Source organism: Pseudomonas sp. MPB23, from assembly GCF_046605395.1.
Taxonomy (GTDB): Bacteria; Pseudomonadota; Gammaproteobacteria; order Pseudomonadales; family Pseudomonadaceae; genus Aquipseudomonas.
Map to the genome: position 1 here is coordinate 4,364,720 of NZ_CP176771.1, position 25,235 is coordinate 4,389,954.

Consider the following 25,235-nt stretch of genomic DNA (forward strand, 5'->3'; position numbering starts at 1 on the left):
ACCTTCGCATCGCGAAAAATCATAATAAAGAGAGACTCCCATGTCACAGAGCGCCGCTGTCACACTGGCCACCGATGACGATAAAAACGCCATCTACAAGCGCATCACCCTGCGCCTGATCCCATTCATTTTCATCTGCTATCTGTTCAATTACCTCGACCGGGTAAACGTTGGCTTTGCCAAGTTGCAGATGCTCGATGCGCTGAAATTCAGCGAAACCGTGTACGGCCTGGGTGCCGGGATTTTCTTTATCGGCTACGTGCTGTGCGGCGTACCGAGCAACCTGGCGCTGACCCGGTTCGGCCCGCGGCGCTGGATTGCGCTGATGATGATCGTGTGGGGCACGTTGTCCACCTGCCTGCTGTTCGTCACCACCCCGACGCATTTCTACACGTTGCGCCTGTTTACCGGTGCCGCCGAAGCCGGCTTCTTCCCCGGTGTGGTGCTGTACCTCTCGCAGTGGTTCCCGACGTTCCGCCGTGGACGGATCATGGCGCTGTTCATGTCGGCGATCCCGGTGTCGGGTCTGCTCGGCAGTCCGTTTTCCGGCTGGATACTCAACCACTTCGGCGCTGGCCAAGGCGGCCTCGCAGGCTGGCAGTGGATGTTCCTGTTGCAAGGCATCCCGACCGTGATCCTCGGCGCCCTCGCCTACTTCCTGCTCAGCGACAGCTTCGCCAACGCCAAGTGGCTGACGCCCCACGAGCGGGCAGTGCTGGAAGCCGACCAGGCCACGGACCTGGCGAGCAAACCGAAAACCAGCACCGATTCGCTCACCGACGTGTTCAAGAACCCGGCGATCTGGGCGTTCGGGCTGATCTACTTCTGTATCCAGAGCGGCGTGTACGCCATCAACTTCTGGCTGCCGTCGATCATCAAGAATCTGGGGTTCAGCGATAACCTGGTGATCGGCTGGCTCAGTGCGATTCCCTACCTGCTGGCCGCCGTGTTCATGTTGCTGGTGGGCCGCTCCGCTGACTTGCGCAAGGAGCGACGCTGGCATTTGGTGGTGCCGATGTTGATGGGTGCCATCGGCCTGGTGATCGCAGTGAACTTCGCCACGACTCCGGCCATCGCCATCCTTGGCCTGACCATCGCCACCATGGGCGCTCTGACCGGCCTGCCGATGTTCTGGCCGGTGCCGACCACCCTGCTCAGCGCGGGCGCGGCGGCCGGCGGCCTGGCGCTGATCAACTCCATGGGCCAGATGGCCGGCTTCCTCAGCCCGTATATCGTCGGTTTTGTGAAGGATGCCACCGGGTCCACGGATATGGCCCTGTACCTGCTGGCGGCGGTGATCGTCGCGGGCAGTGTCCTGGCGTTGCGGATGACGCGCACCCTGAAGGCGTAACGCTTACAGCAGACCGCCGCCGTCGATGTCGATCACGGCGCCGGTCATGTAGCCATTTTCCATGGCCAACACATACCCTGCCGCGACCTCCTCCGCGCGCCCCACTCGCCCCACCGGCAACGCAGCGCCGGCTTTGGCGAACATCGCCAGGCGTTGTTCCTCGGCCATCCCCGCATACGCCGGCGTGTCGATCACCCCCGGGCTGATCACATTGACCCGACGCGGCGCCAGTTCCTTGGCCAATTGCCTGCCCAGCGCCTCGGTCGCGGCATTGATGCCGACCTTGATGAACTGCCCCGGTACGTATTTACGCCCGAGTTGCCCGGAGGTCAGGCTGATGCTGCCGTGCGCATCCATGAACGGCAGCGCCAGTTGAATCGCCCGTAACGCGCCCCAGAGTTTTACGTTGAAGTTGTCCTGGGCTTCATCCAGATCCGTCTCGATCAGTGGCTTGGCGCGTACCGATGGCCCGGACGTATAGATCAGATGATCGAAACGTCCAACACTGTCGAACAGGCGCTGCAGGGAGGCGGCGTCGGTGACATCCACCGGCTCGCTGCGCAGGCCGTGCTCGCTGCCCGACGACACGCGGCGCCCGGCCAGCACCACCTGGGCGCCGCGCGCCGCAGCCACCTTGGCCACGGCGGCGCCAATCCCGCTGCTGCCGCCGATCACGATGACGGTTTTACCGTTGAGAGAAGAAGTCATGGAGAAACGTCCTGGCTGAGAAAGTGAGCGTTCATCTTCCCCGCTTGGCAATCCGCGAAAAATCCCGGTAAAACGACAAGATCTTTAAAGGATTTTTACTAATGAGCTCAATTCTGGATCTTGAGGTCTTTGTGCGAGCCGCTGATACCGGGAGCCTATCGGCCGCAGCACGCAGCCTCAACCTGACCCCGGCGGCGGCAAGTATCGCCCTCAAGCGCTTGGAAACCCGCCTGGGTATCCGCCTGCTTGCTCGCTCAACCCGCAGCATGCGTCTCACCGAAGAAGGCCGGCGTTATTTGGACAGCGTGCGCATGGCTCTGGAAGCCCTGTCCGAAGGCGAGCAAGCGATCAAGCAACACGGCCAGCGCCTCAGCGGCCTGCTGCAATTGGCGGCCCCCTCGGACTTCGGACGCAATGTGCTGCTGGGCTGGCTGGACGAATTCAAGGTCGAGCACCCGGACATCCGCCTGCAGTTGCTGCTCAACGACAGTAACGCCGATTTGTTCCGCGACACCGTCGACATCGCCCTGCGCTTTGGCGTGCCCCAGGATTCCAGCCTGGTGGCGCTGCCGGTGATGCCCACTCACCACCGCATCCCCTGCGCCAGCCCCGACTACCTTGCACGGCATGGCACGCCTCGCACGCCTGCACAATTGGCGCACCACAGTACGCTGCGCTACATGCGCCGGGGACGGGCCAACAGCACTTGGTATTTTCGCCAGGGCGAACATCTGGAGGAGGTTGAGGTCACTGGCGATTACCTCAGCGACGACGGTGAGATCGTTCGACGTTGGGCCCTTGCCGGTCACGGCATCGCCTATAAAGCGCACTTGGATGTCGCCAGCGATATCAAGGCAGGACGACTGGTGCCGCTGTTGTCTGAGTGGCAAGGCGAACCCACGCCTTTCAACCTGATGTGCCCGCATCGCTTGCAGGTGTCGGAGCGGGTGAAAGTGCTGCACCGTTTTTTGCAGGAACGTTGCCAGGCCTTGCTGGATAGATGAAGAAACGCGCCACGGGGCTTGTTCCAGAGCCTCTGAGTCTGGTATTGCATAAGCCACGTTTTTCAGCCGCGAGGAGCTTCGTATGATTTACCGCACATTGGGTCAATCCGGCTTGAAGGTCAGCGCCTTGACCCTCGGTACCATGATGTTTGGCGAACAGACCAATACCGAAGACTCGCTGCGCATCATCGACAAGGCCTGGGACCAGGGCATCAATTTCATCGACACCGCGGACGTTTACACCGGTGGGCGCTCCGAAGAACTGGTCGGTGAAGCTATTGCCCGGCAGCGCCAGGATTGGGTGGTGGCGTCCAAAGTCGGTTTCGGCCCGCCGGACGGTCTGCCGAACCGCAGCGGGTTGAGCCGCAAACGTATTTTCAACGCACTCGAAGCCAGCCTGACACGGCTCGACACTGACTACCTCGACATCTATTACCTGCACCGCGAGGACCACAACACGCCGCTGGAAGTGACGGTATCGGCCATCGGCGACCTGATTCGCCAGGGCAAAATCCGTTACTGGGGCCTGTCCAACTATCGCGGCTGGCGCATTGCCGAAGTGATTCGCGTGGCCGAGCGCCTGGGTGTCGACAAACCGGTGATCAGTCAGCCGCTGTACAACATCGTCAACCGCCAGGCCGAAGTGGAACAGATCACCGCTGCTGCCACGTATGGCTTGGGCGTGGTGCCTTACAGCCCGCTGGCCCGGGGCGTGCTGAGCGGCAAGTATGCGCCGGACGTCACCCCTGAAGCCGGCAGCCGCGCCGCACGCCAGGACAAACGCATCCTGGAAACCGAATGGCGCGTGGAGTCGCTGCGCATTGCCCAACTGATTCAGCAATACACTCATCAGCGTGGCGTGGGGATGGTCGAATTCGCGATTGCCTGGGTGCTGAACAATAGTGCGGTGAGTTCGGCTATCGTCGGGCCGCGTACTGAGGCGCAGTGGGACGCCTACACCGGCGCGCTGGACGTGAAGCTCTCGGCCGAAGATGAGGCCTTCATTGATTCGCTGGTGACACCGGGGCATTCGTCCACACCGGGATTCAACGATGTGGGCCATTTTGTCTCGGGCCGCATGGCTCGCGCCTGAAGCGACCGACCATAGGAGCGAGCTTGCTCGCGAAAGACGTCAACGATAACGCAGCGCTGAAGGTCGTCAGCGGTGCCTGGGCGTTTTTCGCGAGTAAGCTCGCTGCTACAGAGGGGGATGAGACATTTTCTTGAAAAACGCCCCAAAACAGCGCAACCCTCTGGCGCCAAAAGCACCATAATCCCCTCCTTGAATCCCCCCTCTTTTGTATGAATCGGTTTTCGCGAGGACAGCGTGTCTAAAGGTGTTGTGTTATCGGTATCGGCCTCGGTGTTGTTTGCCGTGATGTATTACTTCACATCATTGCTGACGCCATTGAGCGGTATGGAGATTTTCGGCTGGCGTATGTTGCTCACCATGCCGTGCATGACGGTATTCATGATCGTCAGCGGTGAATGGCGGCGCGTATGGGAATTACTGCGGATGTTGGCCGCCAAGCCAAGGCTGATCGGCGGCGTGGTGCTGTCTTCGGCGCTGCTCGGTGTGCAACTGTGGCTGTTCATGTGGGCGCCGCTGAACGGGCGCAGCCTGGATGTGTCGGTGGGCTACTTCCTGCTGCCACTGACCATGGTATTGACCGGGCGCCTGGTGTGGGGCGAACAGCTTTCGTACCTGCAACAGATCGCAGTGGTGCTCGCCGGCCTCGGGGTGCTCAACGAGCTGTACCAGGCCGGTGGTTTCTCGTGGGCGACCCTGGTGGTCATCATCGGCTACCCGATCTACTTCATCGTGCGCAAATACCTCAAGACCGACCACTTGGGCGGGCTCTGGCTGGATATGGCGCTGATGCTGCCGGTGGCATGGTGGTTCGTACAAAGCGGCGCGCAGGGTTTTGCGGTAATGGATGCACACCCCAAGCTGTACGCGTTGATTCCCATGCTGGGCCTGATCAGTGCGTCGGCGCTGGTGAGTTACATTATTGCCAGCCGTTTGCTGGCGTTCAGTTTGTTCGGCTTGCTCAGTTATGTCGAACCGGTGCTGTTGCTGGGCGTAGCATTGCTGCTGGGTGAAGGAATCAAGGCCGGCGAATGGCTGACCTATATTCCCATCTGGCTGGCGGTCATGGTGCTGGTGTATGAGGGGTTCAAGCATCTGGTGCGTCAGCGCCGGGCCTGAATGGGTGTCTGCGGGGCCTCCCTGGCCCTGCGTGATTCAGCCAGTTTCACGTCAGCCATGACCCCAGCGGGCCTGTCAAATACGCCTTCGAGCGCGCCAGCCAGGATGCTCAACAGTTCCCGACGCTTGCCGTAGCCTGGGATATTGCTCTGCACCGCATCGCCTGCCTGCTCCAGGGCGCTGTCCATGGTGTCCTTATCAACCCCGAACACACTGCCGAGACGATTGCCCCGGTTCAGCTCAAGCAAGGTCCCTGTGACAGGATTCTTCATGATGGTCTCGATAGCGTGGGCGGTGTCCTCCGGAACCCCTAACGCCGCCAGGGCAGTCCCAAGGTCATGGCCCGGGTTTCTGAGTTGTTTGAGGAACTCCTCGTAGAGTCCATTCAAATCATTGGCGCCGACATTGTCCAAGGCCGTACCGGTCACTTTACGTGCGTACTCCTTTTGGGTCATGCGCACCAACGGCTCGTCACTGTTCAACCCGTTTTTTACGAAGAAAAAACCGTCTTTGCTGCCGCCATGCAAGTTGCCGTATGCATCGTACTTAAACAGCACTTTCTCTCCATCCCCCCGAGCCCCCATGTAGGTCGCCCGGCCATCAGGTTCAATGTGCAACAGGCTGGTCTTGCTCAGGCCGTTGACGGGCGACGGCTGGGTGACGCCTTTACCCAGGCGAGCGAAGATATCCCCCTTCTCATAAGCAAAACTGCCAACCACTGCATTGACATCCCCGGCGGCAAACGCCGTCATTGTCTGCTTGACCCGATCCACTTGGGCGGGCGCCAGCGCATGGGAAAAATGCTGCGAAAATTTGTCCAGCCTGTCTGGATCGTTGGCCAACTCTTTGAGCCAAACCGTCATTTCCTCGCGGGTCGCGAAGGCGTGAAACGACGGCTCGTCGTCCTCAGGGATGTACAGCAGGAAATTGGGGCCTTCTGCCGTGGCCGGCACACGCTTGATCATCACGATGTCATTGGCTTGCGCCCCATCCACCGCAAAGGTCGAAACCTGTACGCCAGGTGCGCCAACCTTGCCAGGTGCGACGACGGCGTGGGCCAACGCTCGCCCCTGGGCCGTCAATGTGTTGTCGCGAAACGCTGAGCGCACACGATCCATATACGCTTGGAACGCGCTGTCGACGGCGTCCTCGTCGCTGGGTGAGCTGATCGACATGCTGCGTTCACTCGGGGGCGGCGGCGCATGTCGCGCAGGAGTCGGATTGATTGCACTGAGCATATGAACACCTCTCAAAGTGAGTACAGAACGATCAGGGCCCCGGCCTTGCACCGGCGCCCTGCTCCTCTCTGTGACCCGAATTCGATGCGGCGTTCCACGCACAAAGAAAAGCCCGGTAGAAGGCGTCCTCTACTGGGCTTTTCATGCCTTGAAACGATTACTCGGTGGTCAACACACCACGACGCACCTGATCCCGCTCGATGGACTCGAACAGCGCCTTGAAGTTGCCCTCGCCAAACCCATCGTCGCCTTTGCGCTGGATGAACTCGAAGAACACCGGCCCCATCAGGGTTTCGGAGAAGATTTGCAGCAGCAGGCGCTTGTCGCCTTCAATGGACGAGCCATCCAGCAGGATGCCACGCGCTTGCAGTTGATCGACCGGCTCACCATGGTCAGGCAGGCGGCCTTCAAGCATTTCATAGTAGGTATCCGGCGGCGCAGTCATGAAACGCATGCCGATACTTTTCAGTGCATCCCAGGTCTTCACCAGGTCATCGGTGAGAAACGCCACGTGCTGGATGCCTTCGCCGTTGAACTGCATCAGGAACTCTTCGATCTGCCCCGCACCCTTGGACGACTCTTCGTTCAGCGGAATACGGATCATGCCGTCCGGGGCGCTCATGGCCTTGGACGTCAGGCCGGTGTACTCACCCTTGATGTCGAAGTAGCGTGCTTCACGGAAGTTGAACAGCTTTTCGTAGAAGTTGGCCCAATAGACCATACGCCCGCGGTACACGTTGTGGGTCAGGTGGTCGATGACCTTGAGACCGGCACCGACCGGATTGCGGTCAACGCCGTCGATGAAAACGAAGTCGATGTCATAAATCGAGCTGCCTTCACCAAAGCGATCAATCAGGTACAGCGGAGCGCCGCCGATGCCCTTGATCGCTGGCAGGTTCAGCTCCATCGGGCCGGTTTCGACGTGGATCGGCTGGGCGCCCAGCGCCAGTGCGCGGTTGTAGGCTTTTTGCGAGTCCTTGACACGAAACGCCATGCCACACACGGAGGGACCGTGCTCCGCGGCAAAATAAGAGGCGATGCTGTTGGGTTCGTTGTTGAGGATCAGGTTGATCTCACCCTGGCGATACAGGTGCACGTTCTTGGAACGATGGGTCGCCACTTTGGAGAAGCCCATGATCTCGAAGATCGGCTCCAAGGTACCCGGGATCGGTGATGCGAACTCGATAAATTCAAAGCCCATCAAGCCCATCGGGTTGTCGTATTGGTCAGTCATGGTCGGTGCCTCATCCTGCTCTTGAAATAAAGAGTCTGATTAACGGAAGTCAATTGCCAGCAAGGATGAGGTCGGAAGGTGGCGCACAGGAAAGGCCTCGCACGCTGCGGGCGAGGAAGTCACCAAAGATGAGGGGGGAGCCGAATAGTTTCATGATTACATCAGTCTCTGACGGCCGAGGCTTGCGTGAGCGCAAGTCCATATTCTTGTATGCGTAAACCGATTCTACACAGCGTAACCCTGTTTGTCCGTACTCTTATCAAATCCCCTTTGGCCCGGAGGGTGCAAGGGCTTTGTGACGTGGGGAGATGTTGTGCGCGGACAAACAACGGGGTGGGCGAGCATATTTCAACGGGGCCATCTATCATCGAACATTCCTGACCGGCCTTCCGGCGCCCCCTTCATCCGCTACAGGCCGCAGAACTCATGCCTCTCACTGTCCAGGGCCCTCGAAAGAAACTCACCCGCTATTCGATCAGCATCCTGTCAGCATTGCTGCCGATTGTCCTGGGTGTGGCCATCCTGTACTGGCAAGCCGAGCGCACCCTTGAGCAAACGACTGCGCAAACTGCACAGGAAGCCGTGCGCCAGTTCGACCTGATGCTCGACAACGCCGCCCTCGCTGCCCAGGCCCTGTTACCACTGGCAGGCCAACCCTGCGATAACGACGCGAAATTGGCCTTGCGTGAGCAAGTGACGCGGCGCCCCTTTGTGCGGGCGACAATCTTGTCCTGGCAAAAAAACATCTATTGCAGCTCGTTGTTCGGCAGCACTTATGAGTCGCCGGTGAATCCCGATGACTACGTGGATGGGCGACTCTGGTTAATGAAGGGCAACCCGGTGACGCCGGACACCGCGTTATTGGTTTACCGCTTGGTCGACGGCGATCGAGGTGCCTTTGCCTCGATTGACGGCTACCACCTGACCAACGCCTTACGCCTGATCAGCCGCTATGCAAACCTTGTGCTGCAGGTGGGCCCCAACTGGCTGGATGCCGACGGCAAGGTTCGCGACACCGCCGTTCCGCGATTTGAGGTGGCCCATCATCACCTGACCTCCCTGCGCTATCACTACAGCGTCGACGCGGGCATGCCGGCAGGTGAAGCCTGGCGTTATATGCAGTCGCGCTACCCGGCGGTATTCAGCCTACTGGTGTTCTTTGGCGTGCTCGCGGGCCTGCTCGCGCACTGGCTGCAAAAGCGCGTGTCTTCGCCGACCCATGAACTGCAGCGCGCGTTGGGCGCTCATGAGTTCATTCCCTATTTCCAACCGGTCGTACGCGGCGACACCCGCGTATGGGCGGGCTGCGAGGTGCTGATGCGTTGGCAGCACCCGAAGGAAGGCCTGGTGCGACCGGACCTGTTCATTCCACTCGCCGAAGATTGCGGGCTGATCGTTCCAATGACCCGCGCCCTGCTGCGCCAGACCGCTGCGCAACTGGCGCCCCACGCCAAACGGTTCAGCCCCGGCTTCCATATCGGCGTGAATATCACCGCCCACCACTGCCAGGACCTAGCACTGGTAGCGGACTGCCGCGAGTTTCTCGCCGCCTTTCCCGTCGGCCAGGTGGTTCTGGTTCTGGAACTGACCGAACGCAAGCTGATCGAGCCCTCCGATATCACCCGTCGCCTCTTCGATGCACTGCATGAACTGGGCGTGATGATCGCCATCGATGATTTCGGTACCGGCCATTCCAGCCTGGGTTACTTGCGCAACTTCAATGTGGACTATTTGAAGATCGACCAGAGTTTTGTCGCCATGATCGGTGCCGACGCACTATCGGGGCATATTCTCGACAGCATCATAGAATTGTCCGGCAAGCTCGACCTGGGTATCGTTGCAGAAGGCGTGGAAACACCGCAGCAGTGCGAATATCTCGCCGAACGAGGCGTAGACTTCCTGCAGGGCTACCTGTTCGGAAAGCCTTTACCTGTCGACGATTTCATTAAAACCCTGCTCATCCATTGAATAGCCACGCACTAGCCGGGTTGAAATAGTGCTAATGAAACAGAAGACATGATTTACTCGTAGCGGATTAACTACTACAATTTTTCCTGCCTGTGCAGCACTCACAGGCAGGTGTCTTTCCTGAGTTGCCTTAACGCTCTTGGCTTATAGCTTTGTCTGCAGTTGATATCAGCCAACTACACTATTGGAGTACCTATTTTGTCCAGACTCGCCGAATTTCGCGCAGCAGAAAAAGCCCTTCAAGAGCAGCTTGCCCAGCTGGAATCCCTGAAGAACGACGCCGGCCTGAAGAAAGAAATCGAATTTGAAGAAAAACTTCAAGGGCTGATGAAGACTTATGGCAAAAGCCTGCGTGACATCATCGCCATCCTTGACCCTAACCTGAGCAAAGCCAGCAGTGCTGCCGTAGCTGCGCCAAAACAGCGCCGTGCACGAGTGGTCAAGGTCTACCAGAACCCGCACACCGGAGAACTGATCGAAACCAAAGGTGGCAACCACCGCGGCCTCAAGGCGTGGAAAGAAGAATACGGCGCAGCGACTGTAGAGTCGTGGTTGCGTAAGTGATCGGACGCCACTAACAAAGAGCCCCGCCTAGGCGGGGCTTTTTTATTCAAGGTTTCGAACCCGAACTTAAATAACATTTCATTTTGTTCAAAATCGAGCAACGCAGCGCTGTCAAAGTTGCAGGCTGGCGCGCACCGCACTGACTTCATCCTTGCTGGCTTCGTAGGCATCGGCTTTGCCCGCGTATGAAAAAACATACGCTTTATCGGTATCAACGGCCCCCACCAATGTTTGCGACAATACGTGTCGACCGTTCTCGGTAATCACACAAGTAGTTTCCAGTGCGTCGAGACGACTCAATGTCGTTGCGCGCATCTTGGTACATACACTTTGATAACCGCCCTGGGCAAAATCCTTCTGGATGGATTTACGCATTTCCAGCAACACGCCCTGAAGATTAACTTTGTGCCCCGCCTCAATCGGCGTACCGGTCAACTCCATGACCATCAAGGTCGTGCCATTTTCATCGTTCTTGATTGCCCGTTGGCGCGATACCGTCACCGGCGTGACGGGCGCCTGCTCGTCGGGCGCCACCTCTTCGACTTGCCAGCCACTGGGCCAATGAATTTCCGGGGCACCCGCCAACACAAAAGGACTGGTCAACAACAGACACACAGCGGTCGACAGCGGTTTACGAAGTTCGATCATTGCAAAAAACACCCCAAGTTCAAGCGGCAAAGTGTGAGCCTCGCTCCCCGTTGGTCGCAAGGCCTGCGTGACCTTTTTCATTTGGCGCCGCAGGCGGGCCTTGCGTATCATGGTCCGCCTGCATGGATGCGTGCCGCAAGCCAAGGGAACGCTCCCCGCGTCTGCCCCATTTTTTCTGGAGGGCCCATGAGCCTGCACGAACTGAATACTTTCCCGGGCGTCACCGCCCAACCCGACGCCGCCACCACCCACTTTGTGTTCAACCACACCATGTTGCGGGTCAAGGACATCACCAAGTCGCTGGATTTCTACACGCGCGTCCTGGGGTTTTCCCTGGTTGAAAAGCGCGACTTCCCGGAAGCCGAATTCAGCCTGTACTTCCTGGCCCTGGTGGACAAATCGCAAATTCCGGCCGACGCCGCCGAACGCACCCAGTGGATGAAGTCGATCCCTGGCATTCTGGAACTGACCCACAACCACGGCACCGAAAACGACGCCGACTTCGCCTATCACAATGGCAATACCGACCCGCGCGGCTTTGGCCATATCTGCATTTCGGTGCCTGATATCGTAGCCGCGTGCGAACGCTTCGAAGCCCTGGGCTGCGACTTCCAGAAGCGCCTGACCGATGGCCGCATGAAAAGCCTGGCGTTCATCAAGGACCCGGACGCCTACTGGGTCGAGATTATCCAGCCAGCACCGCTGTAAACGTTTCACGCAATAAAAAACCCCATGATCGCTCATGGGGTTTTTCGTTTCCGGGTCCGGATTTACGCCGGGGCGGAGGTACGGATCAGGTGATCGAAAGCACTCAGGGAAGCCTTGGCGCCCTCGCCCACCGCGATCACGATCTGCTTGTAGGGCACGGTGGTTACGTCACCGGCGGCGAAGATACCCGGCAGTGAAGTCTCGCCACGGGCATCCACGATGATCTCGCCACGGGGAGACAGCTCCACAGTACCTTTGAGCCAGTCGGTGTTGGGCAGCAAGCCGATCTGCACAAAGATGCCTTCCAGGTCGATGGTCTTGAACTCGCCGGTATCGCGGTTCTTGTAGATCAGACCGCTGACTTTCTGGCCATCACCTTTGACTTCGCTGGTCAGCGCGCTGGTGATCACGTCGACGTTCGGCAGGCTGTGCAACTTGCGCTGCAACACCGCATCGGCGCGCAACTTGCTGTCGAACTCCAGCAGGGTCACGTGACTGACAATGCCCGCCAGGTCGATGGCGGCTTCAACGCCGGAGTTACCACCGCCGATCACCGCCACGCGTTTGCCCTTGAACAATGGGCCATCGCAGTGCGGGCAGAAGCACACACCCTTGGCCTTGTATTCCTGCTCGCCTGGCACGCCCATTTCACGCCAGCGGGCGCCGGTGGCCAGGATCACGGTCTTGGACTTGAGGGTCGCACCGCTCTCGAAGCGGATTTCGTGCAAGTCCCCGGCGTTTTTCGCTGGAATCAGGCTGCTGGCGCGCTGCAGGTTCATGATGTCCACGTCGTATTGACGCACGTGGGCTTCCAGGGCGCTGGCCAGTTTCGGCCCTTCGGTTTCCTGTACCGAAATGAAGTTCTCGATGGACATGGTGTCCAGTACCTGTCCACCGAAACGCTCGGCAGCCACACCGGTACGAATGCCTTTGCGCGCAGCGTAGATGGCCGCCGCAGAACCGGCCGGGCCGCCACCGACGACGAGTACGTCAAATGCCTCTTTGGCGCTGATTTTCTCGGCGGCTTTTTCGATACCGCTGGTATCGAGCTTGGCGAGGATTTCTTCCAGGCCCATGCGGCCTTGGCCGAAGTTCACGCCATTGAGGTACACGCTGGGCACAGCCATGACCTGGCGCTCATCGACTTCAGCCTGGAACAGGGCACCGTCGATGGCGACGTGGCGAATGTTCGGGTTCAGCACAGCCATCAGGTTCAGCGCCTGGACCACGTCCGGGCAGTTCTGGCACGACAGCGAGAAGTAAGTCTCGAAGTTGAACTCGCCTTTCAGGGCGCGGATCTGTTCAATCACTTCGACACTGGCCTTCGACGGGTGGCCACCGACTTGCAGCAGGGCCAGCACCAACGAAGTGAATTCATGCCCCATAGGGATGCCGGCGAAACGCAGGCTGATATCGGCACCCGGACGGTTGATGGAGAACGATGGCTTGCGCGCATCATCGCCATCGGTTTTCAGGGTAATCAGCGTGGTGAGGCTGATTACGTCCTGCAAAAGGGCGAGCATTTCCTGGGATTTCGCGCCGTCATCGAGGGAGGCAACGATCTCGATCGGCTGGGTGACCCGTTCCAGGTATGACTTCAACTGAGCTTTAAGATTGGCGTCCAACATACGGGCGATTCCTTTGAATTCGGTAAAAAAAACGCCCGAGCGAATCTCGCCCGGGCGTTTTTGAGGGCGGTGCAGCTGACTTAAGGTGCGGCAATCCGCCCTTGATACTTCACAGACTTAGATCTTGCCGACCAGGTCCAGGGACGGCGCCAGGGTGGCCTCGCCTTCTTTCCACTTGGCTGGGCACACTTCGCCCGGGTGGGCAGCGACGTACTGGGCCGCCTTGATTTTGCGCAGCAGCTCGGAAGCGTCACGGCCAACGCCGCCGTCGTTCAGTTCAACGATCTTGATCTGGCCTTCTGGGTTGATCACGAAAGTACCGCGGTCCGCCAGGCCAGCTTCTTCGATCAATACGTCGAAGTTGCGGGAGATGGTCAGGGTTGGGTCGCCGATCATGGTGTACTGGATTTTGCCGATGGCTGGCGAAGTGTTATGCCAGGCAGCGTGGGCGAAATGGGTGTCGGTGGAAACGCTGTAGATTTCGACGCCCAGTTTCTTGAATTCGTCGTAGTTGTCGGCCAGGTCTTCCAGTTCGGTTGGGCAAACGAAGGTGAAGTCAGCTGGGTAGAAGAAAACGACAGACCACTTGCCTTTCAGGTCAGCGTCGGTCACATCTACGAAGTTGCCGTTTTTGTATGCGGTAGCTTTGAACGGTTTTACTTGGCTGTTGATGATAGGCATCGTTGACTCTCCGTCAGGGGTTAAGAAGTTGATGGCGTGAATCCTACCCACTCTTTTGACCGATGGCTCATTGGCAAACCTGATGCTCGTGATTGGTTTTCGCTATCAGGTGGCCATATTAATAGAAGAAATCTCAAAGCAGAGGTTGAGTCGCCAAGGTCATACCGAGAAAGGGTGTCGCTTCAACATAGCGCATGGCAGATTTCATGTCGCGCCAGCCGACGTAACTCATCAATGACTTCAAATCCCAACCACTGCGATGGGCCCACGTGGCAAATCCACGGCGCAGTGAGTGACTGGTGTATTGCTCGGCTGGGATGCCAGCGCGCTCCAGGGCCTGGCGCAACAGCGGGATCACGCTGTTGGCATGCAACCCCTCCTCCGCCAGATTGCCCCAGCGATCAATGCCACGAAACACCGGACCGCGCACCAGGGCCGAGACGCTGAGCCAGTCGCAGTAGGCCTGAACGGGGCACAGGCGCAACAATGCCGGAGTCTGGTACGTCTTGCCGAGGTTGTCCCGGTCACTCTTGCTGCGCGGCAGATACAGGCTGATTCCGGCACCCGGCACCGCCTGTACGTGCTGGATATCCAGGCGGCACAACTCATCGCTGCGAAACCCGCGCCAGAAACCCAACAGAATCAGCGCAGTGTCGCGCTTGGCACGCAACAATCGAGGCTGGTCATGGCTGCTGCCCGCCTCTATGGCTTCCACCTCCAGCGCAGCTACCACCTGCTCAAGGTGCTTGAGTTGCAGGGGTTCGGCCTGTTTTTCCCGCGCCGGGTGCACCGCACGAATGCCCTTGAGTACCTTGCGCACCACTGGCGCCTTGGTCGGGTCGGCAAAACCCTGGCTGGTGTGCCACTGCGCCAGCGCCGAGAGACGCAACTTCAAGGTGTTAACCGCCAACACCCCGGCGTGGGCCACCAGGTAGCGCGCCACGCTATCGCTGGTCGCCGGCAGGAACCCACCCCAATTCACTTCGAAATGCTCGATGGCCGCGCGGTAACTGCGGCGCGTGTTGTCGCGGGTGGCGGCGTTGAGATAACGATCAAGATCGCTCATGAAAGGCCTATTCGTACGGCTACAGGGTGGTTGCGGGGTCAAAACCGGCATGACACGGGATAATACGCCAATATCCCGCCTGTTAAATCATTAATTCAAACGATTTTTTATACGTGATATAGTACGTAAATACATAATACGTACCACGGTACTAAATCGACGGAGACCCTATGGCTCGCGGCGGCATCAATAAAGCAGTAGTTCAAAAGGCACGCCTGGCAATTCTCGCCCGTGGCGAGAACCCCAGCATCGACGCAGTACGCATCGAAATGGGCAATACCGGCTCGAAAACCACGATCCATCGCTATCTGAAAGAGCTGGACGAGAGTGAAGCCCGGCTCAACATCACCGAAGCACCAATCGACGACGAATTGGGCGAGCTGGTTGCACGGCTGGCCCAGCGCCTGAAAGAGAAGGCCCAGGAGCCAATTGACCTGGCACTGGCACAATTCGAGCAACACAAAGCCGCCCTGCTCGCCCAGGTGGAAGCGCTTGAGGAAGCCCACGGCCAGCTCAAGCAACAATTTGATATCCAGGCGTCAGCCCTGGCAGAAGAAAGCGCAGCCCTGCAAACCGCCAGTACCAGCCTGCAGACCGAGCAAACCCGCAACGCCGGGCTCAGCCAGGCGTGCACCGATTACGAGCGAAGGATCGTGGATAAGGACGAGCAGATTCGCTCTCTGGAAGACAAACACCTGCACGCCCGGGAAGCGCTTGAGCACTACCGTAACGCAATCAAGGAGCAGCGCGAGCAGGAACATCGGCGCCACGAGGGGCAGATACAACAGTTGCAGGCGGAGCTGCGCCAGGCACAGCAAAGCGCGATGGTGCGCCAGGATGAGATCACCCAACTGCATCGCGACAATGAGCGACTGCTGATCGAGCAGCGAGTGACCGCGAAGGAGCTTAGCGCCCTGCAGGGGCAGACCCGCAAGGACCAGGTTCAGTACACCAAGCTGAGCGAACAGCTCAACCAGGTCGACAGCGAACGCACCCTGCTCCAGGAACGTTTGCGCGTTGCCGTACTGGAAAGTCAATCACGCCAAGCGGCGCTGATCGACTGTCAGCAAACCAACAAGGCCCTGGAGCTGGACCTGATCAAGGCCCAGACCAGCAAAGAGGCACTGCGCCTGGCAGCCGTCATTGCAACGGCGCCAGAGGCAACGCCTGGAGGCTGATCAGCCCGCTACTGGCGTGCGCATGGTGACGAACTCTTCCGCCGCCGTGGGGTGCACGCCGATGGTTTCATCGAAATGCTGTTTGGTCGCGCCTGCCTTCAGCGCGATCGCCAACCCCTGAATGATCTCACCGGCATCTGGGCCAACCATGTGGCAACCCAACACTTTATCGGTGTCGGCATCGACCACCAGCTTCATCAAGGTTTTTTCCTGGCAGTCGGTCAGGGTCAACTTCATTGGCCGGAAGCGGCTTTCAAAGACCTGCACCGTGTGGCCGTTCTTCCTGGCCTCTTCTTCGGTCAGCCCGACGGTGCCGATGTTGGGCAGGCTGAACACTGCCGTCGGGATCATGGCGTAATCCACCGGACGATAGTGCTCAGGCTTGAACAGGCGACGCGCCACCGCCATGCCTTCGGCCAGCGCCACCGGGGTCAGTTGTATTCGCCCGATCACGTCGCCGATCGCCAGGATCGAAGGTTCAGCCGTCTGATACAACTCGTCCACGGCGACAAAGCCGCGCTCATCGAGTTTGACACCGGTGGTTTCCAGGCCCAGGTTGTCCAGCATCGGACGGCGACCCGTGGCATAGAACACGCAGTCCGCTTCCAGGACGCGACCGTCTTTCAGCGTTGCCTTGAGGCTGCCGTCGGCCTGCTTGTCGATGCGTTCGATGTCCGCATTGAATTGCAGGTCCAGGCCGCGCTTGGTCAATTCTTCCTGCAAGTGTTTACGCACAGAACCATCGAAACCACGCAGAAACAGGTCGCCGCGATACAGCAAACTGGTTTGCGCGCCCAAGCCGTGGAAAATCCCGGCGAACTCGACCGCGATATAACCGCCGCCGACGACCAGTACCCGCTTGGGCAGCTCTTTGAGGAAAAAGGCTTCATTGGAGCCAATTGCATGCTCGCGCCCCGGAATATCCGGAATCTGCGGCCAGCCGCCGGTAGCGATCAAGATGTGCTTGGCGGTGAATCGCTGACCGTCGATCTCCACTTGATGGGCATCGACCAGGCGCGCATGCCCCTCATGCAAGGTCACGCCGCTGTTGACCAGCAGGTTGCGGTAGATACCGTTGAGGCGATTGATCTCGCGGTCTTTGTTGGCGATCAGGGTCGCCCAATCAAAGTTCGCCTCACCCAACGTCCAGCCAAAACCACTGGCCTGTTCAAAATCTTCGGCAAAGTGCGCGCCGTAGACCAGCAGTTTTTTCGGCACGCAACCCACGTTAACGCAGGTACCGCCCAGGTAGCGGCTTTCCGCCACGGCCACCTTGGCGCCATAGCCTGCGGCAAAGCGCGCCGCGCGAACACCGCCGGAACCGGCGCCAATTACATACAGATCAAAATCGTAGGCCATTTCACTCTCCTCGGCAGGCAATCAGCATACCGACTTAGTTGGGGCTGAAAAACGAAAAAGCCACCCGAAGGTGGCTTTCTCTAAAAACGGGCAGGCAACCGTGAATCAGTAAGCCTTGCCAGTCTTGTAGAAGTGCTCGTAGCAGAAGTTGGTCGCTTCGATGTAGCCTTCGGCACCACCACAGTCAAAACGACGACCTTTGAACTTGTAGGCGATCACGCAACCGTCTTTGGCCTGCTTCAACAGGGCGTCGGTAATCTGGATCTCGCCACCCTTGCCTGGCTCGGTCTCTTCGATCAGCTTGAAGATGTCCGGCGTCAGGATGTAACGGCCAATGATCGCAAGGTTCGACGGCGCATCTTCAGGCGCAGGCTTCTCGACCATGTCGCGCACACGGATCAGGCCATCGCCGATGTCGTCGCCAGCGATAACGCCGTACTTGTTGGTTTCTTGAGGATCGACCTCTTGAACCGCGACGATGGTGCAACGGTACTTCTGGTAAAGCTTGACCATCTGGGTCAGCACACCGTCGCCTTCCAGGTTCACACACAGGTCATCGGCCAATACCACGGCGAACGGTTCGTCACCGATCAGCGGGCGACCGGTGAGGATAGCGTGGCCGAGGCCTTTCATCTGGGTCTGACGGGTGTAGGAGAACGAGCACTCATCCAACAGTTTGCGGATACCAACCAGGTATTTTTCCTTGTCAGTGCCCTTGATCTGGTTTTCCAGCTCGTAGCTGATGTCGAAGTGGTCTTCCAGCGCGCGCTTACCACGGCCGGTCACGATGGAAATTTCGTTCAGACCGGCATCCAGTGCTTCTTCGACGCCGTACTGAATCAGTGGCTTGTTCACCACCGGCAGCATCTCTTTGGGCATGGCCTTGGTCGCTGGCAAGAAGCGAGTGCCGTAACCGGCTGCTGGGAACAAGCATTTCTTGATCATATGGGTCCTTATAAAGGGCTGTGCGTGCGAAATTCGGCGCAGTCTAATCAGGCCGCAGTCACCTTACAATGGGGGCTGCTGGCGTTGCGATGTCATCATAGAGAAAAAATGTCAGCGTAAGTTCCTCTTATCTGACAAAGAGCGTTTGCGCCAGCACGACAAACCAAGCGCGCGACTCTCTGCCTTCAAGGCCTGCAGCCTTTTTAGCACGCTTTTCAACCCAGAACACTGACCTAGAATAACTTGCGCGGATTCGCCGCATTTGGCGCTATCATGGCGCCCTTGAACCAGACCACGAGATTCTCAGTAGATGTCAGAACCAAAAGGCGTGAACGGCTACCTGATCACACAGCGGGCAGACGGATGGCACTTGATCAACTTTCACGGCGATAGCGTCGCCGGGACGTTCGCAACCGAGCGCGAAGCGATCGCGGTAGCCGAAGTGTTTGTGGACGAAGCCGGCCACGCATCGAGCAAAAGACCCAAGGGCAAGTAAACCACGCCGCCCTGCGCAAGAGCCCCGGTGACCGGGGCTTTTTTGTGTTTGTCTGTACCCAACTGGCATAGCGCTATAATCTTTTGCAAACGCCCCACGACAGTGTCAGCGCGCTCTCTCCAACACCCTTGACGACGAAATCACATGAACAAAATTCTGGCACTGATTGCGGTACTGGCGCTGGCTGGCTGTACCACGACCTCAGACGTTTACCTGAAAAATGGCGAACAGGGCCTGACCATCGACTGCTCGGGCGAGGCCAACTCATGGGCCAGTTGTTACGAGAAAGCGGATGCGTCCTGTGCGGGCACCGGTTATCGAATCGTCGGTACCGAGGGCACACCAGCGCTAAGCGAAGATGACAAGACCCTCGGCAAGGATTTAGGCAATTTCAAAAGCCGCAGCGTGGTGGTGGTCTGCAAATAGTTGCGACAGCCCTAAAGGTGAATTTCGGCGAACTTGATACCGAGACCGCGAATGGTTTCGATCAGGTCATCCAGGCGCTGGAATGATTCCACCTCATCCTGATCGTCCACCAGGAAAAAACTGCGTCCGCCGCTTTTCTTGAAAAAGACGATCCATTCGCCAAGGTCGGCGGGATTCTGGATGACGTGGGTGGCCGTAATATGACCGTCGGCATGATGATTTTTAACGTGTTCACGCTTCATATCTGATATTCCGCAACGACCTTAGCCGGAAATGCACTCTTCGCCCGCTTTTTTCACATCACCCGGACGGATTGGCACATTGGACATGCTCTCGTAGAGCTTGATGCTGCTGCCGCTGGAGCGCTCTTCAATCTCGAAGATCGCTGACGGGTCCGCTGAAAATTTCTGCGGCACGATAACCTGTATACCATCCTTGTGAGGCTCGATCTGCGGCGGCCGGCGTGTAGCGGACAATTTACGTACGACGCACGCTGCATATTCCTGCGGTTTTTTACCTGAAATGACAGCCAATGTCGGCGGTGTCTGCTTGATATCTGCAACCGAAGCACACCCACCTATCGCCAAGGCCAGAACCAACACACTCCACTTCATACAAAACCTCCAATAAAGACCCTACGACAGCGGGGATGGTAAATTTCTCCCGCAGACGTAGGATTTATCTCTGATAACTCGGTGAATAACCGCTTTAAATTGTCGACGCCGTCGAATACGGGCCGATAATAAACGCGCTGGGGCTGATAAACTCCATCTTAACCTACGTATCGTTCTGATTTTTCAGAAAAAGCCCTTCTGGAGACACCCCCATGAAATTCATCCACCAGCGCGAGCACCTCAACGAGGGAGACATTGTCGTCATCGAATGCTCGCAGACTTGTAATATCCGTCTGATGAGCGATGCGAACTTTCGCAGCTTCAAAAATGGCGGGCGCCACACTTACCATGGCGGCGCATTCGACAAATTCCCCGCCAAAATCACCGCCCCGAGCACCGGATTCTGGAATATCACCCTGGATGTAGTGACCCGCCGCGCGATCAGCGTTACCCGCAAGCCGGCGCTGTCCCACAAGATCCGCATCGTGCGTCGTACCAACTCCAAGCTGAGCTGACCTGTACCCGAAGGAAATAGCCGTGACCACTACCAAATACGTGATCAAGTACAAACTCAACGGCGAACGCCGCTTCGAGTTCGCGCAACTGCAGACCAACAGCGTGGAAGAAGCCAAACAAGCCTTGGCGAAAATACATGATGCCAGTGATGAAATCACCGACATCAACGTGAGCAAGGCGCTGTAAGACCATGCCCGGCCCCACCGTAGACCTGTTCGCCGATGATGCCCTGCAACAACCTGCAGGGCGCGAACGCATCGGTGACCAGTCCTGCGTACTCAGGGGGTATGCGCTTCCCTGGATCGAACGCCTCCTGCCGGAACTGCGCCGCGTACTGGCTCAGTCACCGTTTCGGCAAATGGTCACGCCCGGCGGCTTTACCATGTCGGCAGCCTTGAGCAGTTGTGGCGATCTGGGCTGGACCACCGACGCCACCGGCTACCGCTACAGTCCCGTGGACCCGCGCAACCAACAGCCCTGGCCGACCATGCCGGAGGCCATGCGCCAATTGGCCGTTGAAGCGGCGGCGGACGCCGGTTTCGCTCACTTCGCCCCTGACGCCTGCCTGATCAACCGCTACGTGCCGGGCGCCAAAATGTCCCTGCACCAGGACAAGAACGAACGCCGCTACAGTGAGCCCGTGGTCTCGGTGTCCCTGGGGCTGCCGGCGATTTTCCTGTTTGGCGGTCATGAGCGCAGTGACAAGACCCGCAAAGTTTCGCTGTTCCATGGTGACGTGGTGGTCTGGGGCGGGGTCGACCGCCTACGCTTTCACGGGGTGATGCCAATCAAGGACGGCGTGCATCCGATCATGGGCCCGCAACGCATCAACCTCACCTTTCGCACCGCTGGCTGATTTGACCGCAAGCTTCGGAGTGCCAGCCCCTCGCGCCAAGGCTAATCTGGCCAGGCCCCGTCAAGAGTGCCAACCATGACCGTCGAACAAGATCCCCGCTGGACTGCCATTCTCGCCCGCGACCCGAAAGCCGATGGGTTATTCGTCTACGGCGTGAAGACCACCGGCGTGTACGGCCGCCCCAGCAGCGCCGCGCGCTTGCCACGCCCGGAAAATATCGAATTCTTCGACACGCCCGCGCAAGCCGAAGCCGCCGGCTATCGCCCCAGCAAACGCGCCGCCAGCGACCAGACTCAACTGGCCGCGCATCACGCACAACTGGTGGCCGACGCGTGCCGCCAAATCGAACAGGCCGACGCCCCACCCAACCTGAACACGCTAGCGGCCCACGCGGGCCTGAGCCCGTTCCATTTCCACCGCGTGTTCAAAAGCGTGACCGGCCTGACGCCCAAGGGCTATGCCAGCGCCCATCGCTCACGCAAGGTGCGCGATGGGCTGAAGGAGCGGCATTCCGTGACGGACGCGCTGTATGACGCAGGCTTCAACTCCAACAGCCGCTTTTATGAGTCCGCCGACCAGGTGCTGGGCATGAAACCCAGCGACTACCGCGCCGGCGGCGCCAACAACGAGATCCTGTTCGCCGTCGGGCAATGCTCACTGGGGGCGATTCTGGTGGCGCAAAGCGCTCGCGGCGTTTGCGCGATCCTGCTGGGGGATGACCCGGACAAACTGGTCCGCGACCTGCAGGATCAATTCCCCAAAGCGAGCCTGGTGGGGGCCGACCGCCGCTTTGAACAGCTGATTGCCCAGGTAGTGGGGTTTGTCGAGGCGCCCGCCCTGGGCCTGGACTTGCCGCTGGACCTGCGCGGCACCGCGTTTCAGGAGCGCGTGTGGCAAGCCTTGCGCGAGATTCCGGTGGGCAGCACCGCCAGCTATGCACAGATCGCCCAACGCATCGGCGCGCCCCACGCCTTTCGTGCCGTGGCCCAGGCCTGCGGGGCCAACAGCCTGGCGGTGGCGATCCCTTGTCACCGTGTGGTGCGCAGCAACGGTGAATTGTCCGGCTATCGCTGGGGGGTAGAGCGCAAGCGCCAGTTGCTGGAGCGCGAGCAACTCCCAATTCACGAAACGCCAACCTCGTCCAGTGAATAAAACAGACTGGCTGCGGGCCAGGAGCCCTGCTAAAAAAGCGCACTGTCTTACTCACGCTGGAGACGCCCCCCCCATGAGCACTTGGCCAGACACCCGAATTCTCGACTTGCTAGGCATTGAACTGCCCATCATCCAGGCACCCATGGCCGGCGCCACGACGGCCGCCATGGTTATCGCCGCCAATCAGGCCGGCGCGCTGGGCTCGATGCCCGCGGCTGCGCTGAGCCTTGAGCAACTGCGCGAAGCGTTGACCACTATCCGCCAAGCCGGCTCGCAGCCGATCAACGTTAATTTCTTCTGCCACCAGCCACCCGAGGCCGACGAAGCACGCGATCGACACTGGAAGGATCTGCTGGAACCCTACTACCGTGAACTGGTCGCCGATTTTGATGCGCCGACACCGGTCTCCAACCGCGCGCCGTTCAACGATGCGGCATGCCAAGTGGTCGAAGCGTTTCGCCCGGAGGTGGTCAGTTTTCACTTTGGCTTGCCAGAAAAGTCGCTGCTGGACCGGGTAAAAGCTACCGGCGCGAAAGTGCTGTCATCGGCCACGACCGTTGAGGAAGCGATCTGGCTGGAACAACACGGTTGCGATGCCATTATCGCCATGGGGCTTGAAGCCGGGGGACACCGGGGGATCTTTCTCAGCGACGACCTCAATACTCAGATCGGCTTGTTCGCCCTGGTGCCGCAAATTGTCGACGCCGTCAGCGTGCCGGTCATTGCCGCCGGCGGGATCGGTGACGCGCGCGGGATCGTCGCGGCATTCGCCCTGGGCGCCTCGGCGGTGCAAATCGGTACGGCGTACCTGTTTACCCCCGAAGCCACCGTCAGCGCCTCACACCACCACGCATTGCGCCATGCCCAGGCCAGCGAAACCGCACTGACCAACCTGTTCACAGGCCGCCCGGCCCGGGGCATCGTCAATCGAGTAATGCGCGAGTTGGGCGCGATCAACCCGGCGGCACCGGCATTTCCGAGGGCGGGTGGTGCGTTGATGCCGCTCAAAGCCAAGGACGAAGGCGGCTTCAGCAACTTGTGGGCGGGCCAGGCGCTGTGCCTGGGCAGAGACGCCGGCACCTATGAACTGACCCGCTCGTTGGCCGAACAGGCTCTGGCCAAGCTCGGCGAGCACAGAAACGCGAAGTAACTTTGACTGTACCGGCAACGGCCAACCGCTATATATTCCTGTACATAGCGGTAACACCTTCTATCTATAACAAGCCGTACACCTCAAAGGAGCTGCTCAATGAAGATTCATGCCTCGCGCCTGGCCATGCTGGTTGCCGCCCTCGCTTTCGGTTCGGCCCACGCCGATGAAGTCCAGGTGGCCGTGGCTGCCAACTTCACCGCACCGATCCAGGCGATTGCCGCTGACTTTGAAAAAGACACCGGCCATAAACTGGTCGCGGCCTACGGCGCCACCGGGCAGTTCTATACCCAGATCAAGAACGGCGCACCGTTCGAGGTGTTCCTGAGCGCCGACGACACCACCCCGCAAAAGCTCGAAAACGAAGGCGACACCGTCAAAGGCTCGCGCTTCACCTATGCCGTGGGTACGCTGGCACTGTGGTCGGCCAAAGAAGGCTACGTGGATGCCAAAGGCGAGGTGTTGAACAAGAATGAATTCAAGCACCTGTCCATCGCCAACCCGAAAGCCGCGCCTTACGGCCTCGCCGCTACGCAGGTGCTGGCCAAAGAAGGCCTGACCGAACAAGTCAAGGACAAGCTCGTCGAAGGCCAGAACATCACCCAGGCTTATCAGTTCGTGTCCACCGGCAATGCCGAGTTGGGATTCGTGGCCTTGTCGCAGATCTATAAAGACGGCAAAGTCACCAGCGGTTCGGCATGGATCGTCCCGGCGGCCCTGCATGATCCGATCAAACAGGACGCGGTGATCCTCAACAAAGGTAAAGACAGCGCCGCGGCCAAGGCACTGGTTGACTACCTCAAGGGGCCAAAAGCCGCTGCCGTCATCAAGTCCTACGGTTACGAGCTCTAAATGCCGCTATCGAGTGCCGATTTTTCCGCAATCTGGTTGACCATCAAACTGGCGTCACTGACCACGGTGATCCTACTGGTCATCGGCACTCCGATTGCCCTGTGGCTGTCGCACACCCGCTCCTGGTGGCGCGGCCCCATCGGTGCAGTGGTGGCCTTGCCGTTGGTGCTGCCCCCCACGGTCATCGGCTTTTACCTGCTGCTGACCATGGGGCCCAACGGTTATGTCGGCCAGTTCACCCAATGGCTCGGCCTGGGCACCCTCACCTTCAGTTTCACTGGGCTGGTGATCGGCTCAGTGATCTACTCCATGCCGTTTGTGGTGCAGCCATTGCAAAACGCCTTCTCCGCCATCGGCACACGCCCCCTGGAAGTGGCCGCGACCTTGCGCGCCAATCCGTGGGACACCTTCTTCAGCGTAATCCTGCCCCTGGCTCGCCCCGGTTTTATCACTGCGTCCATCCTTGGCTTTGCCCACACCGTCGGCGAGTTCGGCGTGGTGCTGATGATCGGCGGCAATATCCCCGACAAGACCCGCGTGGTCTCGGTGCAGATCTACGACCATGTCGAAGCCATGGAATATGCCCAGGCCCATTGGCTGGCCGGTTCCATGGTGGTGTTCGCGTTCCTCGTGTTGCTGGCGCTCTACTCCAGCCGTAAAACCAAGCTGGGCTGGAGCTGATGC

General features: G+C 59.0%; 28 protein-coding genes. 17 read left to right on the forward strand and 11 right to left on the reverse strand.

What is annotated here, in order from left to right; translation table 11 throughout:
- Positions 1 to 40 precede the first annotated feature (40 nt).
- Positions 41 to 1,351, forward strand: a complete 1,311-nt coding sequence (locus ACLH0J_RS19610) for an MFS transporter (RefSeq protein WP_411388607.1) — start codon at positions 41 to 43, stop codon at positions 1,349 to 1,351.
- Positions 1,352 to 1,354: 3 nt separating this feature from the next.
- On the opposite strand, the gene ACLH0J_RS19615 is transcribed toward ACLH0J_RS19610, so the two are convergent.
- The gene (locus ACLH0J_RS19615; RefSeq protein ID WP_411388608.1) at positions 1,355 to 2,059 is read right to left on the reverse strand and encodes an SDR family oxidoreductase; all 705 of its coding nucleotides are present in this window, start codon (positions 2,057 to 2,059) and stop codon (positions 1,355 to 1,357) included.
- Between the two features lie 101 nt (positions 2,060 to 2,160).
- Here ACLH0J_RS19615 and ACLH0J_RS19620 point away from each other — a divergent pair, with 101 nt between their 5' ends.
- The 3 genes from ACLH0J_RS19620 to rarD all read left to right on the forward strand — a co-directional run bounded on the left by ACLH0J_RS19620 (position 2,161) and on the right by rarD (position 5,272).
- Entirely contained in the window at positions 2,161 to 3,063 is a 903-nt protein-coding gene (locus ACLH0J_RS19620) for a LysR family transcriptional regulator (RefSeq protein WP_411388609.1), read from the forward strand.
- 82 nt (positions 3,064 to 3,145) lie between these two features.
- The gene (locus ACLH0J_RS19625; RefSeq protein ID WP_411388610.1) at positions 3,146 to 4,156 is read left to right on the forward strand and encodes an aldo/keto reductase; all 1,011 of its coding nucleotides are present in this window, start codon (positions 3,146 to 3,148) and stop codon (positions 4,154 to 4,156) included.
- A gap of 234 nt (positions 4,157 to 4,390) precedes the next feature.
- Positions 4,391 to 5,272 carry an EamA family transporter RarD gene (gene rarD, locus ACLH0J_RS19630; RefSeq protein ID WP_411388611.1) on the forward strand — a complete coding sequence of 294 codons (882 nt, stop codon included), beginning with the start codon at positions 4,391 to 4,393 and terminating at the stop codon, positions 5,270 to 5,272.
- Here rarD and ACLH0J_RS19635 read toward each other — a convergent pair.
- Together ACLH0J_RS19635 and hppD are read right to left on the reverse strand one after the other, a co-directional pair.
- A complete protein-coding gene (locus ACLH0J_RS19635) occupies positions 5,257 to 6,447 on the reverse strand; it encodes a dermonecrotic toxin domain-containing protein (protein WP_411388612.1) in 1,191 nt (396 codons plus the stop codon). The genes rarD and ACLH0J_RS19635 overlap by 16 nt on opposite strands.
- Before the next feature lie 220 nt (positions 6,448 to 6,667).
- On the reverse strand, positions 6,668 to 7,744 hold the full coding sequence (gene hppD, locus ACLH0J_RS19640) for a 4-hydroxyphenylpyruvate dioxygenase (protein WP_411388613.1): 1,077 nt from the start codon (positions 7,742 to 7,744) through the stop codon (positions 6,668 to 6,670).
- A gap of 426 nt (positions 7,745 to 8,170) precedes the next feature.
- Between hppD and ACLH0J_RS19645 the strand changes: the two genes are divergently transcribed.
- Positions 8,171 to 9,712, forward strand: a complete 1,542-nt coding sequence (locus ACLH0J_RS19645) for an EAL domain-containing protein (protein WP_411388614.1) — start codon at positions 8,171 to 8,173, stop codon at positions 9,710 to 9,712.
- A 198-nt stretch (positions 9,713 to 9,910) separates the two neighbouring features.
- Positions 9,911 to 10,276: a histone-like nucleoid-structuring protein, MvaT/MvaU family gene (locus ACLH0J_RS19650; protein WP_411388615.1), complete on the forward strand. Its 366-nt coding sequence runs from the start codon at positions 9,911 to 9,913 to the stop codon at positions 10,274 to 10,276.
- Between the two features lie 111 nt (positions 10,277 to 10,387).
- On the opposite strand, the gene ACLH0J_RS19655 is transcribed toward ACLH0J_RS19650, so the two are convergent.
- Positions 10,388 to 10,924, reverse strand: a complete 537-nt coding sequence (locus ACLH0J_RS19655; RefSeq protein WP_411392862.1) for a DUF4946 domain-containing protein — start codon at positions 10,922 to 10,924, stop codon at positions 10,388 to 10,390.
- A gap of 186 nt (positions 10,925 to 11,110) precedes the next feature.
- Between ACLH0J_RS19655 and gloA the strand changes: the two genes are divergently transcribed.
- Positions 11,111 to 11,632, forward strand: coding sequence for a lactoylglutathione lyase (gloA, locus tag ACLH0J_RS19660; RefSeq protein WP_411388616.1), 522 nt, complete (start codon positions 11,111 to 11,113; stop codon positions 11,630 to 11,632).
- Between the two features lie 62 nt (positions 11,633 to 11,694).
- On the opposite strand, the gene ahpF is transcribed toward gloA, so the two are convergent.
- From ahpF to ACLH0J_RS19675, 3 genes are all read right to left on the reverse strand, one after another.
- Entirely contained in the window at positions 11,695 to 13,260 is a 1,566-nt protein-coding gene (gene ahpF, locus ACLH0J_RS19665) for an alkyl hydroperoxide reductase subunit F (RefSeq protein ID WP_411388617.1), read from the reverse strand.
- Positions 13,261 to 13,377: 117 nt separating this feature from the next.
- Complete coding sequence (gene ahpC, locus ACLH0J_RS19670; protein ID WP_411388618.1) at positions 13,378 to 13,941, reverse strand: alkyl hydroperoxide reductase subunit C; 564 nt, start codon at positions 13,939 to 13,941, stop codon at positions 13,378 to 13,380.
- A gap of 133 nt (positions 13,942 to 14,074) precedes the next feature.
- Positions 14,075 to 15,007, reverse strand: a complete 933-nt coding sequence (locus ACLH0J_RS19675) for a site-specific integrase (RefSeq protein WP_411388619.1) — start codon at positions 15,005 to 15,007, stop codon at positions 14,075 to 14,077.
- A gap of 170 nt (positions 15,008 to 15,177) precedes the next feature.
- Between ACLH0J_RS19675 and ACLH0J_RS19680 the strand changes: the two genes are divergently transcribed.
- Positions 15,178 to 16,185 carry a DNA-binding protein gene (locus tag ACLH0J_RS19680; protein ID WP_411388620.1) on the forward strand — a complete coding sequence of 336 codons (1,008 nt, stop codon included), beginning with the start codon at positions 15,178 to 15,180 and terminating at the stop codon, positions 16,183 to 16,185.
- Here the strand turns inward: ACLH0J_RS19680 and gorA are convergent, their stop codons facing one another.
- Both gorA and galU read right to left on the reverse strand, forming a co-directional pair.
- Positions 16,186 to 17,544: a glutathione-disulfide reductase gene (gorA, locus tag ACLH0J_RS19685; RefSeq protein ID WP_411388621.1), complete on the reverse strand. Its 1,359-nt coding sequence runs from the start codon at positions 17,542 to 17,544 to the stop codon at positions 16,186 to 16,188.
- Positions 17,545 to 17,649: 105 nt separating this feature from the next.
- Entirely contained in the window at positions 17,650 to 18,489 is an 840-nt protein-coding gene (galU, locus tag ACLH0J_RS19690) for a UTP--glucose-1-phosphate uridylyltransferase GalU (RefSeq protein ID WP_003212579.1), read from the reverse strand.
- 310 nt (positions 18,490 to 18,799) lie between these two features.
- Here galU and ACLH0J_RS19695 point away from each other — a divergent pair, with 310 nt between their 5' ends.
- Both ACLH0J_RS19695 and ACLH0J_RS19700 read left to right on the forward strand, forming a co-directional pair.
- Complete coding sequence (locus ACLH0J_RS19695; RefSeq protein ID WP_016969599.1) at positions 18,800 to 18,985, forward strand: hypothetical protein; 186 nt, start codon at positions 18,800 to 18,802, stop codon at positions 18,983 to 18,985.
- Between the two features lie 144 nt (positions 18,986 to 19,129).
- The gene (locus ACLH0J_RS19700) at positions 19,130 to 19,411 is read left to right on the forward strand and encodes a hypothetical protein (protein ID WP_411388622.1); all 282 of its coding nucleotides are present in this window, start codon (positions 19,130 to 19,132) and stop codon (positions 19,409 to 19,411) included.
- Between the two features lie 11 nt (positions 19,412 to 19,422).
- On the opposite strand, the gene ACLH0J_RS19705 is transcribed toward ACLH0J_RS19700, so the two are convergent.
- On the reverse strand, positions 19,423 to 19,653 hold the full coding sequence (locus tag ACLH0J_RS19705; RefSeq protein WP_411388623.1) for a hypothetical protein: 231 nt from the start codon (positions 19,651 to 19,653) through the stop codon (positions 19,423 to 19,425).
- Between the two features lie 21 nt (positions 19,654 to 19,674).
- Complete coding sequence (locus tag ACLH0J_RS19710) at positions 19,675 to 20,025, reverse strand: hypothetical protein (protein WP_411388624.1); 351 nt, start codon at positions 20,023 to 20,025, stop codon at positions 19,675 to 19,677.
- A 212-nt stretch (positions 20,026 to 20,237) separates the two neighbouring features.
- Here ACLH0J_RS19710 and ACLH0J_RS19715 point away from each other — a divergent pair, with 212 nt between their 5' ends.
- From ACLH0J_RS19715 to modB, 7 genes are all read left to right on the forward strand, one after another.
- Positions 20,238 to 20,540 carry a DUF1883 domain-containing protein gene (locus tag ACLH0J_RS19715; RefSeq protein WP_017846312.1) on the forward strand — a complete coding sequence of 101 codons (303 nt, stop codon included), beginning with the start codon at positions 20,238 to 20,240 and terminating at the stop codon, positions 20,538 to 20,540.
- Positions 20,541 to 20,562: 22 nt separating this feature from the next.
- The gene (locus ACLH0J_RS19720; protein ID WP_411388625.1) at positions 20,563 to 20,727 is read left to right on the forward strand and encodes a hypothetical protein; all 165 of its coding nucleotides are present in this window, start codon (positions 20,563 to 20,565) and stop codon (positions 20,725 to 20,727) included.
- Between the two features lie 4 nt (positions 20,728 to 20,731).
- Positions 20,732 to 21,397 (forward strand): DNA oxidative demethylase AlkB, encoded by a 666-nt coding sequence (gene alkB, locus ACLH0J_RS19725; RefSeq protein ID WP_411388626.1) that lies wholly within the window; start codon positions 20,732 to 20,734, stop codon positions 21,395 to 21,397.
- A gap of 75 nt (positions 21,398 to 21,472) precedes the next feature.
- A complete protein-coding gene (ada, locus tag ACLH0J_RS19730; protein WP_411388627.1) occupies positions 21,473 to 22,549 on the forward strand; it encodes a bifunctional DNA-binding transcriptional regulator/O6-methylguanine-DNA methyltransferase Ada in 1,077 nt (358 codons plus the stop codon).
- 73 nt (positions 22,550 to 22,622) lie between these two features.
- Positions 22,623 to 23,699 carry an NAD(P)H-dependent flavin oxidoreductase gene (locus ACLH0J_RS19735; RefSeq protein ID WP_411388628.1) on the forward strand — a complete coding sequence of 359 codons (1,077 nt, stop codon included), beginning with the start codon at positions 22,623 to 22,625 and terminating at the stop codon, positions 23,697 to 23,699.
- A gap of 66 nt (positions 23,700 to 23,765) precedes the next feature.
- Complete coding sequence (gene modA, locus ACLH0J_RS19740; RefSeq protein WP_411392863.1) at positions 23,766 to 24,551, forward strand: molybdate ABC transporter substrate-binding protein; 786 nt, start codon at positions 23,766 to 23,768, stop codon at positions 24,549 to 24,551.
- Positions 24,552 to 25,232, forward strand: coding sequence for a molybdate ABC transporter permease subunit (gene modB / locus ACLH0J_RS19745; protein ID WP_411388629.1), 681 nt, complete (start codon positions 24,552 to 24,554; stop codon positions 25,230 to 25,232).
- Positions 25,233 to 25,235 lie beyond the last annotated feature (3 nt).